We start from the raw sequence: 16,323 nt of genomic DNA on the forward strand, positions 1-16,323 counted from the left end.
CAATCATTCAGAATGTTATACAATACGTTTAAGGAACAGCTCAGTAAATTTACTCACATTGACAGCCGTACATACATTCACATTCGGCTTCTTATTTGACCTAATGCGCAAATCTGCTACTGTTCTACCATATGAATAGTGGCCCTCTAAATCAACCTGGATGTACATTGGCTTTGTGTCAACTAACTCAGGGTCTATCGTAACAGCTATCGCCAACGGATCATGTAAATAGCAATAGTTAAAGGCACCATGAGAACGGTTATAACTTTCAATATAGAATGTCGTAATATCACGTAAAATATTCGCCAGAGGTGTATTCAGTTCTTTCCATCGGTTCACTTCATCCAAAGTTAATTTAACTTTCGTTGTTACATCTAAACCAACTAATGTAATATTCGCATCGGATTTAAATACTATGGATGCCGCTTCAGGGTCTGCATAAATATTTGCTTCTGCGTGCATTTGGTTATTTCCAGGAACATTTACTGCCCCGCCCATGATAACAATCTTCTTAAACTTAGTCACTATTTCAGGTTCTTGCATCGTTAGAAATGCTAGATTAGTTAGTGATCCCAAACATACTAAAGTTATTTCTCCAGGATACTTCTTAACTTGCTCTATCATAAATTGAGTTGCATGCAAATTTAATGGTTCTTGAGTGCTTTCTGGTAATTTCTTATTAGCCAAACCATTATCGCCATGAAAATGAGTAGAGTATTCCTTTATCATTGGATGAAATAATGGCTGACTCGCACCTGGAATCACTGGTATTTCCGTTCCAATCGCAGCGAGCATCGCTAATGTATTTTCAGTTGCCATTTCAACAGAAACATTACCGAAGCAAGTGGTGATTCCTAGAATTTCTAATTCCTTTGATTGATTTGCAAATGTAATTGCTAATGCATCGTCAATACCTGTATCTACATCAATTATAATTTTTTTCACAGTGGACACTCCTATCAGCTCTTATTTTGTGACGGTATCGATATAATGCTGTAAAAACAATTGATTATTAACTTCCATACAAACAGATGCGTTTGTTTCCGTTTGTGGGTTTCTTAAGTCTGCCAATGTTGCACCAGAGGATAATGCACCTCTAGTTTCAATGTAAATGTAAAAGTCTTCTGTCTTAACATAATTGGAATATATTGCTACTCCAACTGCTAATGGATCGTGCATTAATCTGTATCTACCTTCATTTAGATTATCACTTGCATCAAAGCTAAATTGGAATATATGTTTAAAAAAGTCTTTTAATCCTTGTTGGTCCTCAGATAATAGTTCCATTAGTTTGTCAAAGTGCTCCTCACCAAACTTTGTATTAGATGTCACATCCAAACCAACCATCTTTATCGGTATTCCTGATTCAAAAACGAGATGTGCTGCTTCTGGGTCGCCATGTATATTAGCTTCTGCTACTTCTGTGATATTACCTGGAACGTGAAGTGCTCCGCCCATTAATACAAGTTCTTTCACTTTAAATGCTATAGTCGGATCCTTAGCTAGTGCAATTGCCAAATTAGTTAATCTGCCTGTAAATATAAGTGTAAGATTATGGGGATTATCATTTACCTCTTTAATAATAAAATCAGCAGCATGATGCTCGATTGCAGCACGTCCCGTTTCAGGTAATGAATATCCTCCTAGACCATCATGCCCGTGTATGTCTACTGAAGGCTCTCTACGCGGGCGAAATAATGGCTTATCAGATCCAATTGCCACTGGTATTTCATATTTCGGATGAATTAAATCTAGTATCTTTAATGTATTTTCCGTTGCCTGTTTTGCATCTACGTTACCAAAACCTGTTGTAATTCCTTCAACAATGACGTGTTCTGATTTAACAGCATAAATAATAGCTAATGCGTCATCAATACCTGTATCTACATCTAAAATTATTCTTTTTTTATTGTTTGGCATTTCTTCCCCACCTTTAATGTTAGTAAAATATTAAACCAGTTGTACTTTGTCTATTTCATCTAATGTAGGGATAGATGATTGTGCTCCTTCACGTGTGACTACAATTCCCGCAACCTTACTCGCAAATATTGCAGCATCCTCATCTGACATTCCCTTTGTAATACCAACAGCAAAGCCCGCAATAAATGAATCACCTGCAGCAGTTGTGTCAACTACCTCCACTTGGAATGCAGGAATCTTTATGATGTTTTTATTAGTTACGATAACGGCTCCCTTTGAACCCAAAGTTACAACAACACGTTTTACACCTAAAGAAATTAACTCTTTCGAGGCTCGTATAACATCCTCACTTGAGGTAATATTAGATTTTGTTAACATACCCAACTCCACTTCATTTGGAATAATAGTATGTACATGTTGTAACAGTTCTCTCGATAACTCCATTACTGGCGCAGGATTTAGAATAAGCTTTTTATTGTACTTACTTGCAATATCAGCTACATGTTTGACTACTTCCAATGGGATTTCCAATTGCATTATAATTACATCTGACGTCTCAATAAATAGGGATAACTGATCGATATCCAGTTTAGTTATTTCAGCATTTGCTCCCGGAACAAGAACGATATTATTTTCACCACTTTCGGCAACATTAATAAAGGCCATTCCAGTTAAACCATCCTCAATAATGCCATCCGTTTTCACATTGGAGTTTCTTAAACTATTTAGAAGCATGCTGCCATATTCATCTGTTCCTACTTTTCCAATCATCCGCACACTTGCCCCCAGTTTCCCCATCGCAACAGCTTGATTTGCTCCTTTTCCACCAGGTATTGTAAGGAATTTACTACTTGCTATCGTTTCTCCTTCTGCAGGTAGATATGGAACATATGTAACCAAGTCCATATTCAAACTGCCAACTACTAGTATTTCATTCATAGAATCACCAACCAATAAGATGTTAAATGCTTTTTTAAACGAACTATATGATAAGATAGAATAAATATTTCATTTATAATTATTTTTGAACCTTCTTAATTTCTTTAATTAATTCTGCTCTGCTTATTATTTTATCTCCTATTTGAAGAGCATTAGCTATTTTACTCATATGCGGTTGCTTCAATAATGCTTTCTCTAAGATGTCAAAATCCCAGAAAACATCTCGTTTATTCCGATCAGCAATAACCTGACAATTCGCCATAACAATGACTCTTTCAAAATTATTTGCAACAAATTCCATATCATGTGTAATGGTTATAACTGTTTTCCCTTCATTGTTTAATGTCTTAATCATATTTGAAATAATTTCTAGTGATCCAGGGTCCTGCCCCGCAGTAGGCTCATCTAAAATGATAACGTTCGAATCCATTGCAAGTACTGATGCTATAGTTACAAATTTTCTCATGGAGTATGGCAGATTATATGGATTCTCCTTCAAAAAATCAGTTACTCCTGCAATTTCTGCAGATTTCAAAACATTTGCTTTTACTACTTCTTCTGAAAGACCTAGCTTTTTAGGACCAAATTCAATTTCACTATATACATCATTGTGAAATATTTGATCATCGGGATTTTGAAAGACATAACCTACTTTTCTGGAAATCTGTGCAGTAGAATAGTCCTTTGTATCCCAACCGTCTACAATTACACTTCCTTCAGTTGGTTTTAAAAGTCCGTTCATCATTTTGACAGTCGTTGTCTTTCCTGCCCCATTTTGTCCAATGATTGCAGCAGATTCTCCTTTATCAAAGGACATATTTACATGTTGAACTGCTTGAAAACCATTTGGGTAAGAAAAACTTACATCCTTTAATGAAAGATACGTCATGAAGTCACCCGCCTTTTTTCTAACAAATGCTGCACAGCTGAAATAGCCTTTTTTTCTGTTAAAGGTATTGTTCCAAGATCCATCCCATTTTCTTTCATTTCGATACCAAACAAAGCATACTGTGGTAAGGCACATCCTAACTCTATTGCTTGCTCATTACTTAGGACATCATCCGCATTTCCTTGTAATACTGCTTTACCATCTTTCATAACAATAATGTAATCTGCATACTCGGCAATAAGTTCTATTTTATGCTCCACTAAAATAATGGTTTTCCCCTTTTTTTGCATCAATTCAATAATTGAAAAAATTGCCTCAGTGCTTTGTGGATCTAATTGGGATGTGGGCTCATCTATAACAAGAATCTCGGGTTCCATTACAATGATAGATGCAAGTGCCACCCGTTGTTTTTGTCCGCCTGACAATTCAAACGGATTTTTTTCTTGAAGATGGCCAATCTCTAAAAGCTGAATTATATCTGCAACTCTGCTTCGAATTTCACTTTCCTCAACCCCAAGATTTTCTAATCCAAAAGAAATTTCGTCAAAAACAGTATCTTTTACACCACTTATTTGAGTAAATGGATTTTGAAATACGTAGCCAATCTTCGTCGATAATTCCCCAAGCTCCCACTCGCGGATATCCCGGCCTTCGATCAATACATCACCTTGTAACTCTCCATTATAAAAATGAGGGATAAAGCCTCGAATCGCATTGCATAAGCTAGTTTTCCCTGCTCCATTAGCTCCAATCACAGCATAAAACTTACCAGATTCGAATTCTACGGAAATATCACGTAACACATCTTCTTCACTAGTGGGATACTGGTATGTTAGATTTTTTATAGAAATGATACTCATGATAAAACCCTCCAAACAATTAGTAAGATAAATAATATGAGCAGGAGGATGCGCACCTTCAAGTCATGTTTTGTTTTATTCACCTGATATAAACTGGTTTTATTTCCTTTTGCTGAAAATGCCCGTGATTCCAACGTAAGCACTCTTTCTTCAGTACTTGCAATAGATCCTAAAACAAGGGGACTTAATATCGGAACAAATGCTTTGACTCGTGTCATTAATTTTCCTTCCGTTTCGACTCCACGAGTTTTTTGAGCGTCCATAATAACATGAGTGGATTTCTGCATTTCTGGTATAATCTGCAAGGTAGATAAAAAAATAAATGTTACTTTGGGTGAAAGACCAAGCTTCTCCAAAGAACTTACTAAATCCTTTACTTTTGTAATCCGGAAAAACAATAATAATGATGATGCAACAGCAACAATCTTTGAAGTTAGAGATAAAGCGAATTGAATACCTTCCTGTTTAACAGAAAATATTCCCCACTGCCATAATATTTCTTGTCCGGGATAAAAAAACGCTTGCAGCAAGAAGATAAATAATACAATTAATAATAGTGCCTTTATTGCTAAATTCGAAAACTCCTTAAAGCAACCAGCTAAATACGCAAGAAACATACATATTGGCAAAACTAAATAGGACCAAATGTATCCAGGAGTTATAAATGCTGACAAGGCAAGAAATAACACTATAAGAAACTTCGTTGTTGGGTATAAATTAACAATAAACTGTTGAATTTTATTCACTGCGTGTACCTCCTTAAATAGGCGCTTCTTCCTTATTGTGATGAAGCGCCTATTCATTTATTTAGCTAGCTTTCTTTTTAATAAAAATAGACCCATAATTCAGCTTTGATAAGTACCTTGGTGACATCTTAATTACAATAAAGTATGCAATCAATAAGCAAATGGACTTGTCTATCAATTCATTGATTATTTTTGTTGAAAATACCGCTGTCCACATTTGCTGCCCGGATGCTAAGAATGTTGCTACCAGAGCATCTGAAGAGTTACCAGTTGCACCTCCAAACATTAAGACTTGAATAGGAGACGCAACTATTGTAGTAGCTAATGAAACTATGACTGCCGCAACCAATACCTTCCAAACTTTTGTAAACATACCTGCCATAGATAATAAGCCAATCGTTAAGCCAACAGCCATTTGCACTGGAGTAAATGCAAGGCTGACAGGGTTTAATAACGATTTAACCAAGTTACTAAATATACCTGTTGCCATTCCTATCCAAGGTCCGCCAATCATTGCTGTTAATGCCGTTCCCATAGTATCTAGATAGACTGGTAATTTAAGAAGGTTAACTATTTGTGCACCAACGAAATTAATTGCTACCCCGATTGGAATTAACAAAATGGCGATTAATGTAAAATCATGTTTGACTCCTCTTTTAATTTTCATACTTTATTCTCCCCTTTAATAAAGTTTTATTTCCTTAACAACTAACTTAATCAATCTTTTGAAACTGCCCTTGTACTATCCCTTACGATTAATTTGGTTTTCAAATAAATAGAGTCTTCAATCATCAAAGCTTGTTCTATTTGTTTAATCAAATACTCCACTGAGACTTCCCCTATTTTCTTAATTGGCTGTTCAATGGTTGTTAGTCTGGGGGTTAGAATCTGGTTGTAGCTAAGGTTATCAAATCCAACAACGGATATATCATCAGGAATTAAAATATTTAGTTCCCTAGCGGCTTGATATACACCAAAAGCCATCAAATCATTTAATGCAAAAATAGAAGTAATGTCTTTGTTTTCACGAAGTAAAACTTTAGCTGCATCATATCCTCCTTTCATTGTATAAGATCCTTCTCTTACCAGGTTTCTATCAATTTTTAAACCAACTTGCTCATGTGCTAATTTGTAGCCTTTCAAACGGTGATTAGAATTCCAAATCGTTTTAGGCCCTGTTATACAACCAATTTTTTTATGGCCAAGTTTAATCAGGTGGCTTGTTGCTAAATAGCCAGCTTCCGTATTATCAATAAATACACCATTAAATTCGCTATCATCATCCCCACGGTCTATAAACATTACTGGGATATTATTTTTTTTTAATAGCTTTTGAACACCATCATTTAAATTAGAATCAGAACTCGAAAATATTATACCGTCTACATTTTTTTCAATTAATAACCATAAGTATCTTTCAAGTACTTTCAATTGATTATCAACATTACACAGAAATACAGAATACCCCATTTTGTTTGCTATATCCTCAATAGCCCTTGCTAAATCTGAAAAAAACGGGTTTCTAATATCTGGAATAACTAAACCTATTGTTTTTGTGTTTTTTGTTATCATACTCCTGGCTATTGCATTCGGCCGATAATTATATTCCTTTATCACCTCTTCAACCCGCTTTCGAGTTTCCTTGCCCACCCCTTCCTTATTTTGATTTAAAACACGTGAAACTGTTGTAATGGAAACATTTGCTTTTTTTGCAATTTCCTTTATCGTAAGTTTCATGATACAACTCCCACAAAATATTTAATTTCAAGAAAACGTTTTCTTAAATCAGAGTATAACACAGGAATAATAAAAAGAAAACGTTTTCTTAAAAGTTTTTTAATAATTTGATATTTACCGATATATTTTAATATTCTTGGCAATAAGATTACTAAAGCTAGATTAAAACCAATTTAAATGAATTAGGAATTCGCTAACACTCCTACTCCTATCCCAGCCCGACAATCATCTCAAGAATCTCCTCCGCATCCACAAGCGGATCCACCACCCGCTTCACAAACCAATCCGGAACAATCTTCATCACGCAGACCTCCCACCTCGCTCAGCCCTCTGAGCACTTCGAACCCGACTTGGCTTCTCCTCCACCTTTGCCCCCTCAACAGTCGAAATCCCCTTCACCTTCCAAGCCTCTAATATCCCCAAAAATAATTGCTATATCAAGTAAGTGGTTATTAAAATTGATTAGTCTCCTACTCTATTTAAAATAATTCAAACTAAAAATCCATGATTCATCGTATTGCCTACCCCCTCAACGCCGCCAACATCCTCCCAATCTCCGCAGTCTCCTCATCAACATCACGCCGCACCACAAAAGCTTGCTCCTCCCGCTTCAACTCCTCTCTCTGCTTTTGCTCCCAAAACCAATCAGGCACAATCTCTTCCGCACCAGCTCTACCCACAAACCCATGCGACGCCTTCTTCTCCCTCCGAAATTCCACTTCCTCCGCCCGAGCCTGCTCCACGCTAGTAATCCCCTTCTTCGCCCATGCCTGCAGAATTGCTTTCACATAACCCCAATTAGCTTTCCCACGTTCCAATGCTCGCTTCATGGCATTCATCACCAACGGCTCACCCATGTCGTTCACCCAATTAATCATGTCGTCAGCAACGTAAGCATTGAGCATACCAAAATTTGCTTGAAAAAATGCGATCGCGTCTGTTGTAGCAACAATTGTTTTGTCTCCTTTCTTTTCGTTTTCCTTCTGTTTAATTAATGTGCCCGCATCCTGGCCTTTAAGGTGGTCCATAGGCTGGTCTGCATCCTGGTTTGCACCCACGCCCGCTCCTACATCACTCCCATGGTCTGCTTGCCGGTCTGCAGACACGTCATTCGAATAGTCCCCACTATATGTATTTCCACTAATTCTGAAGGCTTGTCCCTGCACAGCATCTTCCATAGCCAGCCTCACCATCCGATAAATCGGCGCCTGATTATGACTGCGTGATTGAAAATCAATATAGCCTTTTTCCTTCAGCTCTGTCCTTGCACGTTTAAACGAGCTTTCCTTTAATCCTGATTTCATACGCAGCACTCCCGCGGCTACTGTAAACTTTTCAATCCACCTTGCCTTGTTGTTGATGTGCATCAATGTATGCCATAGTGTGACCGCTGAGGCAGATAGCGGATTTCGCTCAACTAAATCGTAAAATGCATTAATTTCTTTTATGTAATTCATTTTCTCCATCCTCTCAAGAATTGCTGTTAGAACAATGCAGTAAAATGCCCACACATTGTTCTAACAGTTTCATAATCTATTAATCCATCGGTAAAATAGTAGAAATCCCGGATAATGCCGGATCAGACCGTAACTTTTTCCTTGCCTCTTTCCCCCAGCTTTTAACCGCTTCAACCGAAACACCCTTCATTTCAGCGATCTCTTTAAGTGGCATCTCCAGAATAATGTGGCCGTAAACCCAATTCCATTGGTTGGCAGTTAGCCCGGCCTTCACTTTCTCCCAATCCTGAGTGTCCTCCACATTAATACCGGAACTTTCCATAATCGGATTTCTCGTATTTGCATCCCGATTGCCATTATCCACACGTAGTTTTTCATGAGAAGCAAATGCCTCATCCTTGTATTGCTCCCTCGCTTTCTTTCGGAGCATATCAATTAATCGATGGCGGATGGTGTAGTTGAAATAGGTAGATAGGGGTCCTTTATCCGGCTGGTATTTTTTGTGGGCCATCCACATGGCATATAGTCCCTCCACATAAAACTCTTTATAGGGATCACGAATACCCAATCGCTGCATATGGTAATAAATCCTTCGCTCATTCTGCTTAAAAATTTCCTCGAAACTCTGTTCCTTATCCTGCGTCATTTCTGTTTCCCCTTTCACAATTTATGTCAGCTTATCTCCCTGCATTTAATTCCAGGAGTTAAAAGACAGGTCTATCATATGAAAAAGTTAAGAAACTTTCCCCAAGCGTAACTTTACATATACCTCTCGAAAATTTGATTTTCCATAGTCAAAATTGAAATTTCAGCCCAAAACCCCATCTAAAAATTGAATTTTAGGTGGGGTTTTTCAAGTTAGCATACAATTTATTAAAAAATTTCAATCATCATACACAAACGTCAAAAAGATAGAGTGCCATCCTAAAGTTAGCATTCTATCTATTTTTAAAAATAAGTATCACCAAATTACCATATTTTCCCATAAAGTGACCTATAGAGCGTGGTATTCCTCTGTTTTCATCCAGATAATGGGTTTAAAAAGGGAGATAACTATTGGAAAATAACGATTTACTAAAACAAATTGTAGGCAAAAATTTGAAATTGAGAAGAACGGAAATGAACCTATCACAAGAAGGGCTAACAAAAGAATCAGGTGTTAATGATAAACATTTTGGGAGAATTGAACGGGGTGAAAAGTTACCGGGTTTTCAAACCCTTTATAAATTACGCACATCCATGAATATAAGCATTGATAAGTTGATCGATGAAGTTGAAAAAGAAATGGAGCACAAGGAAACAGAAGATCAATGAAAATAGATACGCTTCCTATCCATTTCTTTTCTTAGCCCCTTTCACTAATCCTACCATAAGGAGTGTTATTCTATTGTGGAAAAAATAATGTCTCATTATAAAATAAATGAACAAACCATTGCACTGTTACCAGCGAGGCATATGGATTATGCCTCCATTGTATATGAACACAACCAGCAACTATTCGTTAGAAAAACACCAATCCAGTTGATCAAGACAGCCTGTTTGGACTACTGCTCTACCTATGAGGGAAGAAGGGAGGCTGTTATCTATCATACTGGTTTTAGGCGGAAGGTTCCAATTCCAATCAGCATCAGCAAGAATATATACACTTTCCCTACCCACTCCCCATCTGATTATGATTGTACCTGGATTTTCTACAACCATGTCAAGTCATTTATAAGTAATCCCTCATCAAAGAAGCTGGGTGTAAAATCGATTATTACGTTTAAAACCGGTCAACAATTACCTTTAAATGTATCCCCTTACATAATTGAAAAGCAAATGAAGCGAACTGCTATGTGTAAGTTTAGGTTTTCTGATTGTGTAGGGAATGGTGATTCTGATTATGCTGCAGTGTTCTAGTAAAAAAGGAAAACACTAGTTTAAAATATAAATAAGGGGGACATAACAAATGGTTTTCATTTCATTATTGGGCATTATCGCTATTATTTTTTCAATTTTCTACCTACTATTTCACTTTATAAAAAAAGGAAAGGACAAAGAGAGAAGGCTTTCCAAGAAAATTTTCTATCCTACTTTTATCGCTGGTTTCATCTTGTTCATACTTGGGTTATCTTTATACGATAATAGTTTTGAAGCACAACTTACTAAAGCTTTAAATCAAAATGAAAGCCTGACCACTGATAATGATACGCTAAAATCAGAAAACAAAGACCTCATACAAAACATTTCAGATCTTGAGTCTGGTATAGAAGAAATGAACAGCAAGGTTACTGAATACGAAAGCAACATAGAATCACTGGAAGAAGAAAAAGCTGCTTTTAACACAGAAAAGGAATCGTTAAACCAAGAAATTACCAATTTAACAGATACAAATACTGATTTAAAAGACGAAGTTACTAGTCTGGAATCAGAACTTGAAACTACGGCATCAAAATTAGCAAGTGCAGAAGCAAAAACTCATACGACAAGCACCAGTAGTTCTACTAGTGGTAACTCAAATTCTGGATCGAGTTCAAGCGACTCATCTACTTCAAGCTCAAATGTATATTATAAAAATTGCACAGCAGCCAGAGATGCTGGTGCAGCGCCTGTTCGTCGTGGTGACCCTGGTTATGCCAGTCATTTAGACAGAGACGGAGATGGGGTTGGGTGTGAGTAGGTTTAAGTCTATATGACATCCTGAGAGATGTGCAAAACTATTCATCCTGGTGATTTTAAAATGGAAGGAGCTATTCGCCATCATCTATTAAACAAAAATTATTAATTTTAGTCTAACCCTTCACTAATATTGATAATATTTAAAATTCAAACTAGATACCAGGAAGGTTCCATGCTATTATTGATATAAAAGTGAGCGGGGGCTATGATATGGGTTCAGAACGAATAGTAGTTTTTCCGGATGAATTGCTAGAAAGAATGCAAATAGAAACAACAATATTTACACCTGCAAATGATGCTGTTGGATTTGCTGCACTTTCTGAAGAAGTGGGTCTTACGCTTATCTTGCGGTTGTATCAATTAGTGATGGATGAAGATAATATATATGATCCGATACAGGAATTGGCCGCCTTTAGCTTTAAAAGCCGGGTAGAGCTTGATCAATTTATAGATAGGCTTCCTGATATAACTGGATTGGAGATGCTGACGATTTTGAATCCGTTGCCGGAGGATAGCTCTGTTAATTGAACGTGGTAAGGTCCAATTATTTATAAAAAAAGTATTTGATTTAATAAACTCCTGGTAATGACAACACACTAAATTAAAATGACAAAAGATAATCGTATTTCCAAAAAAGGCAAAAAAATAGACCGAGTCAAGAAAAACTCTGCCTAGTGTGGACAAGGTTCCTGTCCATTAGTCCTTTTCAAACCCAAAGTCGTTTTTTACTACTTAAATAGCCCAATGATTTGTGTTGCAATAAAAAATTAGTGTTCATTCATAGGTATAAAAATAAAGTAGTAGATTGAATTATCTTCCTGTTCTCCAATAAAGCTTTCATTATCTTGAGTTTTTCTATTTTTGCTTTGTTCATCATTTAATTCTTTTTTATGATCATCCCAACTTAAGAAATCATTAATGTAATTATATACATTTTTATGCTTTCCTTTTTTCCCAACCCAAACTCCTATATTGTCACTATATATTTGCTCAATAAAAGTTCCCCATCTATAAGCATCAGTTCTTTCTAATAAAGAAATATTTGCATTTGAATTATTATACCAAACATACTTATGTTTATCCTTTTTGTTAGGTCTCCAAAAAAAACAATGATGTAATGCATTTTCTTGCCAAGCTCTATTTATGAAGGTTGGTAAAGCATAGTAAATATTATTGTTATTTTTAATTAAATCATATTGGTGTTCCGGTTTGTCTATATCCCATTCCATTCTTGAATAGCAAATTATATATTTGCCACCTAACTCCTTAAATTTTGGCCTTTTAAATTGTAATCCAATTACTTTCCCATTGTGAAAAAAACTAGCATCAGCAGGATATTTCTTTTCTTCTTTAGGAGATACTGCTACAATTTCAATATTTTCATCAATCTGTTTAAAGTATTCTCTTATACCCTTTACTATCCAAGCTTCAAATTCTCTTTCTAATGGAATACCATAATTATCTGTTAGAATTTTTATAGGCATAATTATATCCCCCTTATTTTTTAAAGAAGTGCAGACAAAAACTATACAATAGAAAAACCATAATCCTAATAAAAATATTACTTTATTTTATAATAATCGGCATACCAATTAGCAAACCACAGCAACCCTACTTCTATACTAGTCTCAGGCTTAAATCCAACATCTTCTTGAATTTTTTCATTAATTGGCTCAAACTCTTTTTTAAATTCTATTTCTCCACCCATTGCATTACCTAAAGCTTGTTCTTGCGCTGTAATAAATTTCATTAACTTCTCTGGACTATTGTTGCCAATGTTGAACACTCTATGAGCAACCTCACCATCCCCTTTTAGAGGTGTACTGACCAACCTTTGCAGCTACATGTCCGCCAGATCCATTACAAAAATATAATCCCGATGGATAGTCGTTACCGAAGACTTTTAATTTCTCTAGTTTACCTTTAGCAACTTGTGTTACATATGGCATAAGATTATTTGGAATTCCATTTCCAGGAAGTGATTAGGCACCTGAAAATCGCGTATCCATATATCATCTTTGTTACTTACCGTGACATTTTTTATATTTGATACCACTTCCGCATGGACAAGGGGCATTCCTACCAACTTTTTCTACTATAATTGGTTGGTTTTCATATGTGTTATATTCTTGAATTTCGTATATATTGTTTATAATTACTTCCGGTTCAATATCTTCAGTTGGTTGATTATTTAAGAGGGTAGATGCGAAAATATTTAATGCAGTCCCCAGTACTACCATTCCAAAACTAAACTTTTCTGCTCTATTTCCTGGTATTACCCAATCTAATAAAGGGTGTAATCCTGGTAATTCCTTTTCAGTTTCTTTTTCCAATTCAGCAGTTGTTATTTCTTCCTTGCGTGTTTTTTCTAGTAAATCAGCAAACCTTTTTAATTCATCAATCGTTCTTTCCGGTGCACTTAAAACCTGAATAATATTTTCCACTAGTCTATAGGTCCCATCCGGAACATGTCCCATACTCCCGCAATTCGGACAAGGACCAGATTTGTTCCCTATCATTACCATAGTAGACCCGCCACCTCCAGCAAACCCTGAAGGAAAAGCAGTTCCACAATTATCACATATAGCCGGCAAATTTATCACAAAAAATATCCCCTCCTACTTCAATATTCGACATAGAAAGGAGAATTCCTTTATATTACGTCGTATTTATGCCTAAGACTAATTAACTGACTTGATACGGTAATTTGCGCAAAAATTGTTCAGTCTTACCCTAGTGCAAAATCTGTTCAATCTATTCTAGCGATTGCACCAAACTTTCCTAGATTTCAGAAACTTTCCATGCTACTATTAAGATAAAAAGTGGGGGCTATGATATGGGGGCAGAACGAATAGTAGTTTTTCCAGATGAATTGCTAGAAAGAATGCAATTAGAAACAACAATATTTACACCTGCAAATGATGCTGTCGGATTTGCTGCACTTTCTGAGGAAGTAGGTCTTACGCTTATCTTGCGGTTGTATCAATTAGTGATGGATGAAGATAATATATATGATCCGATACAGGAATTAGCTGCCTTTAGCTTTGAAAGCCGGATAGAACTTGATCAATTTATAAATAGGCTTCCAGAGATAACTGGATTGGAGATGCTGACGATTTTGAATCCGTTGCCGGGGGCCAGTTCTGTTAGCTAAATCTGGTGGGCTTGTGGCGGTGCCTCAAAGTCGGATCCAGAATCTTACGACAATTAACCATAAAAACCTCTTACATAATAGTGTCATGCTTGTTTACATGCAACTTTATTACACAAGAGGTTACTCTTATTTATATTGCTGGCTCTCTGTCCGCAAACGGCGGCTCTTTTTTCTGCAATGACTGGCTTAAAACTCCGCACAATTGGTTCAATCCATCCGTAATTATCATCTATTTTAAAATCAAAAAGGCTACTAGAAGTAATGATCAAATGTATTTTCATTAGTTCCAGCAACTTTAATAGCCTTATATCACAGTAATAATATTCGACATTTATTGACATATACCAGGAAATGACAGGCACTTAATAATAATGTACCGCTATAAGTTAAAAGAATTGGCGAGCAATTAAAGTTTTATACAGAAAGTACGAACTAATTCTTGGAGGGGAAATTGAAATGGCCATACCTAAGAATATTCGAAAAGAGCATATAATTAGTGCTATTGAAAAGATTGACAAAGAAGGGGTACCTGACAATAGAAAAGCTACACGATTTTACTTGTTATATCAAGATGAACACTATCCTCCTAAATATGTTTTGTCCATTGCTAACATATTTGCAAATGGTTTAGAATTATTACCATCAGAATTTAGCGGTGGAAGGGAAACAAATCAATATCTAAAAGAATTAGACTTTAATATAATCGAACAAGCAAAGGCGGATATTTTATTTTCACAAATTTTATCAGAAATAAAGACGAGAAATATTGATATAACAAAAGAAGTTACCATAACGGAAGTAGTTAACTTAGTACCATATAAAGCGACAGCTATTGAAAACTATACATCCTATGCCTATGCAATTACCAGCATGTTAAGCAATCAAAAGAAAAGGGATTATTTTTTATTTGAAAATCAAGAAGTCCAGGATCGATTAACATTCTTAGCTAAATATCAGAATAGAAGTAACCATGAATGGAAGCTTAGTTACTCTAACGAAATTGTATGGATTAATCCTAAATATTATACAAGAATTATAGATAAGGTTGATGAGGATACCAAAATACAAGAAATTAATAAGAGATTGCGGGAAAAAATAGAAAAACACGGGGAATTAGTTCTAGAGCAATCATTTGAAAATATGGATGAAGAAGGATTTGCTTCATTATTTGAAGCGGATGACAAATCTGCGGCTATTATTGAAATAGAAGGAATTAAGAAAGTTAGAAAGTATAATAAAGAACATATTCAAGGACTTAAGAGTTTTTATAAATACCAATGTCAAATATGTGGACATTCTACTGAAGAAGAATATGGAGTATCTATTGTGGAAGCTCATCATATTACTCCATTTTCCTTAACCCAGGATAATAATATTGATAATCTAATGATTCTTTGCCCTAATCATCATAGATTAATTCATAAGGCTAATGGTCAATTTAATTGGGCAAAAAATGAAATTGTATATGAAAATGGTATGAAAGAAAAGCTAAAACTAAATGGTCATCTTAAATAATTTTACGAAAAGTACATTGATAAAATATCCCTTGATCTAGATATATGATTAAATTAATTATAATATCTGACACAAAAGGGATTATTTTAGTATTTTTAACAATAACGAATATTTATTTTTACATTTGTTAGTGGTAATAAACCTACATCAATACATATTTTCTTAAGTTTTTCATTTGTAAAATCACCAATTTCTAGGCTTTCACAAATATCTATTTGCTTCTGAGATAACATTGTTTTGGGAATCAATATCGAATATTGTGCCATTATAAACTTTATGCCTAGATGTTTAGCTAAATAAGGTCTATGGTTACCGCCATGAGTAAGCGTAAAATAGTCCACACCTATTTCTAGATGTGGACTAATGTTATGATTTATTTAGATTTATTTGGAACACGACATTCTTCTGGAATTGTCGATGACCATGGTAGGAGTTGATCTAATTTAGT

The 16,323-nt window shown here is 35.5% G+C and carries 17 protein-coding genes and 3 pseudogenes; 6 read left to right on the forward strand and 14 right to left on the reverse strand.

The features are described from left to right. Positions 1 to 15 precede the first annotated feature (15 nt). From CIL05_RS17415 to CIL05_RS17460, 10 genes are all read right to left on the reverse strand, one after another. The gene (locus tag CIL05_RS17415) at positions 16 to 945 is read right to left on the reverse strand and encodes a nucleoside hydrolase (RefSeq protein ID WP_095656821.1); all 930 of its coding nucleotides are present in this window, start codon (positions 943 to 945) and stop codon (positions 16 to 18) included. 21 nt (positions 946 to 966) lie between these two features. Then, positions 967 to 1,920 carry a nucleoside hydrolase gene (locus CIL05_RS17420; protein ID WP_095656822.1) on the reverse strand — a complete coding sequence of 318 codons (954 nt, stop codon included), beginning with the start codon at positions 1,918 to 1,920 and terminating at the stop codon, positions 967 to 969. A gap of 30 nt (positions 1,921 to 1,950) precedes the next feature. After that, positions 1,951 to 2,859: a ribokinase gene (gene rbsK, locus CIL05_RS17425; protein ID WP_095656823.1), complete on the reverse strand. Its 909-nt coding sequence runs from the start codon at positions 2,857 to 2,859 to the stop codon at positions 1,951 to 1,953. Between the two features lie 79 nt (positions 2,860 to 2,938). After that, positions 2,939 to 3,748 (reverse strand): energy-coupling factor ABC transporter ATP-binding protein, encoded by an 810-nt coding sequence (locus CIL05_RS17430; protein ID WP_095656824.1) that lies wholly within the window; start codon positions 3,746 to 3,748, stop codon positions 2,939 to 2,941. Beyond that, a complete protein-coding gene (locus CIL05_RS17435) occupies positions 3,745 to 4,608 on the reverse strand; it encodes an energy-coupling factor ABC transporter ATP-binding protein (RefSeq protein ID WP_095656825.1) in 864 nt (287 codons plus the stop codon). Before CIL05_RS17435 ends, CIL05_RS17430 begins: the two co-directional genes overlap by 4 nt. Continuing rightward, positions 4,605 to 5,354 (reverse strand): energy-coupling factor transporter transmembrane component T, encoded by a 750-nt coding sequence (locus tag CIL05_RS17440; protein ID WP_240510226.1) that lies wholly within the window; start codon positions 5,352 to 5,354, stop codon positions 4,605 to 4,607. Before CIL05_RS17440 ends, CIL05_RS17435 begins: the two co-directional genes overlap by 4 nt. A 61-nt stretch (positions 5,355 to 5,415) precedes the next feature. After that, on the reverse strand, positions 5,416 to 6,021 hold the full coding sequence (locus tag CIL05_RS17445) for an ECF transporter S component (protein ID WP_095656827.1): 606 nt from the start codon (positions 6,019 to 6,021) through the stop codon (positions 5,416 to 5,418). Between the two features lie 50 nt (positions 6,022 to 6,071). Continuing rightward, positions 6,072 to 7,091, reverse strand: coding sequence for a LacI family DNA-binding transcriptional regulator (locus tag CIL05_RS17450; RefSeq protein ID WP_095656828.1), 1,020 nt, complete (start codon positions 7,089 to 7,091; stop codon positions 6,072 to 6,074). A 521-nt stretch (positions 7,092 to 7,612) separates the two neighbouring features. Further along, positions 7,613 to 8,548, reverse strand: a complete 936-nt coding sequence (locus tag CIL05_RS17455) for a DnaD domain-containing protein (protein WP_095656829.1) — start codon at positions 8,546 to 8,548, stop codon at positions 7,613 to 7,615. Positions 8,549 to 8,627: 79 nt separating this feature from the next. Continuing rightward, positions 8,628 to 9,194, reverse strand: a complete 567-nt coding sequence (locus tag CIL05_RS17460) for a sigma-70 family RNA polymerase sigma factor (RefSeq protein ID WP_095656830.1) — start codon at positions 9,192 to 9,194, stop codon at positions 8,628 to 8,630. 410 nt (positions 9,195 to 9,604) lie between these two features. Between CIL05_RS17460 and CIL05_RS17465 the strand changes: the two genes are divergently transcribed. The 4 genes from CIL05_RS17465 (at position 9,605) to CIL05_RS17480 (ending at position 11,734) form a co-directional block, all read left to right on the forward strand. Then, complete coding sequence (locus CIL05_RS17465; protein ID WP_095656831.1) at positions 9,605 to 9,862, forward strand: helix-turn-helix domain-containing protein; 258 nt, start codon at positions 9,605 to 9,607, stop codon at positions 9,860 to 9,862. A 75-nt stretch (positions 9,863 to 9,937) separates the two neighbouring features. Continuing rightward, complete coding sequence (locus CIL05_RS17470) at positions 9,938 to 10,447, forward strand: competence protein ComK (RefSeq protein ID WP_095656832.1); 510 nt, start codon at positions 9,938 to 9,940, stop codon at positions 10,445 to 10,447. 49 nt (positions 10,448 to 10,496) lie between these two features. Further along, positions 10,497 to 11,207 carry an excalibur calcium-binding domain-containing protein gene (locus tag CIL05_RS22440; protein ID WP_206207801.1) on the forward strand — a complete coding sequence of 237 codons (711 nt, stop codon included), beginning with the start codon at positions 10,497 to 10,499 and terminating at the stop codon, positions 11,205 to 11,207. Between the two features lie 209 nt (positions 11,208 to 11,416). After that, positions 11,417 to 11,734, forward strand: a complete 318-nt coding sequence (locus CIL05_RS17480) for a hypothetical protein (RefSeq protein ID WP_095656833.1) — start codon at positions 11,417 to 11,419, stop codon at positions 11,732 to 11,734. Positions 11,735 to 11,973: 239 nt separating this feature from the next. Here the strand turns inward: CIL05_RS17480 and CIL05_RS17485 are convergent, their stop codons facing one another. From CIL05_RS17485 to CIL05_RS23035, 4 genes and pseudogenes are all read right to left on the reverse strand, one after another. Then, positions 11,974 to 12,690: a hypothetical protein gene (locus CIL05_RS17485; RefSeq protein WP_095656834.1), complete on the reverse strand. Its 717-nt coding sequence runs from the start codon at positions 12,688 to 12,690 to the stop codon at positions 11,974 to 11,976. A gap of 77 nt (positions 12,691 to 12,767) precedes the next feature. Next, positions 12,768 to 13,046, reverse strand: a pseudogene (locus tag CIL05_RS17490) (NAD-dependent epimerase); the annotation flags it as partial. A 6-nt stretch (positions 13,047 to 13,052) separates the two neighbouring features. Next, positions 13,053 to 13,176, reverse strand: a pseudogene (locus tag CIL05_RS22690) (UDP-glucose 4-epimerase GalE); the annotation flags it as partial. 51 nt (positions 13,177 to 13,227) lie between these two features. Further along, positions 13,228 to 13,320, reverse strand: a pseudogene (locus CIL05_RS23035) (SEC-C metal-binding domain-containing protein); the annotation flags it as partial. A 722-nt stretch (positions 13,321 to 14,042) separates the two neighbouring features. Here CIL05_RS23035 and CIL05_RS17505 point away from each other — a divergent pair. Beyond that, positions 14,043 to 14,360, forward strand: coding sequence for a hypothetical protein (locus tag CIL05_RS17505; RefSeq protein WP_095656836.1), 318 nt, complete (start codon positions 14,043 to 14,045; stop codon positions 14,358 to 14,360). A 456-nt stretch (positions 14,361 to 14,816) separates the two neighbouring features. Next, a complete protein-coding gene (locus CIL05_RS17510; RefSeq protein ID WP_095656837.1) occupies positions 14,817 to 15,875 on the forward strand; it encodes an HNH endonuclease signature motif containing protein in 1,059 nt (352 codons plus the stop codon). Positions 15,876 to 16,323 lie beyond the last annotated feature (448 nt).

The sequence above is a fragment of the Virgibacillus profundi genome (assembly GCF_002287375.1).
Lineage (GTDB): Bacteria > Bacillota > Bacilli > Bacillales > Amphibacillaceae > Virgibacillus_K > Virgibacillus_K profundi.

Coding starts and splice junctions, on each gene's coding strand:
- CIL05_RS17420 (WP_095656822.1), bottom strand. CDS start 1,920: ATGCCAAACAATAAAAAAAGAATAATTTTAGATGTAGATACAGGTATT.
- rbsK (WP_095656823.1), bottom strand. CDS start 2,859: ATGAATGAAATACTAGTAGTTGGCAGTTTGAATATGGACTTGGTTACA.
- CIL05_RS17430 (WP_095656824.1), bottom strand. CDS start 3,748: ATGACGTATCTTTCATTAAAGGATGTAAGTTTTTCTTACCCAAATGGT.
- CIL05_RS17435 (WP_095656825.1), bottom strand. CDS start 4,608: ATGAGTATCATTTCTATAAAAAATCTAACATACCAGTATCCCACTAGT.
- CIL05_RS17445 (WP_095656827.1), bottom strand. CDS start 6,021: ATGAAAATTAAAAGAGGAGTCAAACATGATTTTACATTAATCGCCATT.
- CIL05_RS17450 (WP_095656828.1), bottom strand. CDS start 7,091: ATGAAACTTACGATAAAGGAAATTGCAAAAAAAGCAAATGTTTCCATT.
- CIL05_RS17455 (WP_095656829.1), bottom strand. CDS start 8,548: ATGAATTACATAAAAGAAATTAATGCATTTTACGATTTAGTTGAGCGA.
- CIL05_RS17460 (WP_095656830.1), bottom strand. CDS start 9,194: ATGACGCAGGATAAGGAACAGAGTTTCGAGGAAATTTTTAAGCAGAAT.
- CIL05_RS22440 (WP_206207801.1), top strand. CDS start 10,497: ATGGTTTTCATTTCATTATTGGGCATTATCGCTATTATTTTTTCAATT.
- CIL05_RS17480 (WP_095656833.1), top strand. CDS start 11,417: ATGGGTTCAGAACGAATAGTAGTTTTTCCGGATGAATTGCTAGAAAGA.
- CIL05_RS17485 (WP_095656834.1), bottom strand. CDS start 12,690: ATGCCTATAAAAATTCTAACAGATAATTATGGTATTCCATTAGAAAGA.
- CIL05_RS17505 (WP_095656836.1), top strand. CDS start 14,043: ATGGGGGCAGAACGAATAGTAGTTTTTCCAGATGAATTGCTAGAAAGA.
- CIL05_RS17510 (WP_095656837.1), top strand. CDS start 14,817: ATGGCCATACCTAAGAATATTCGAAAAGAGCATATAATTAGTGCTATT.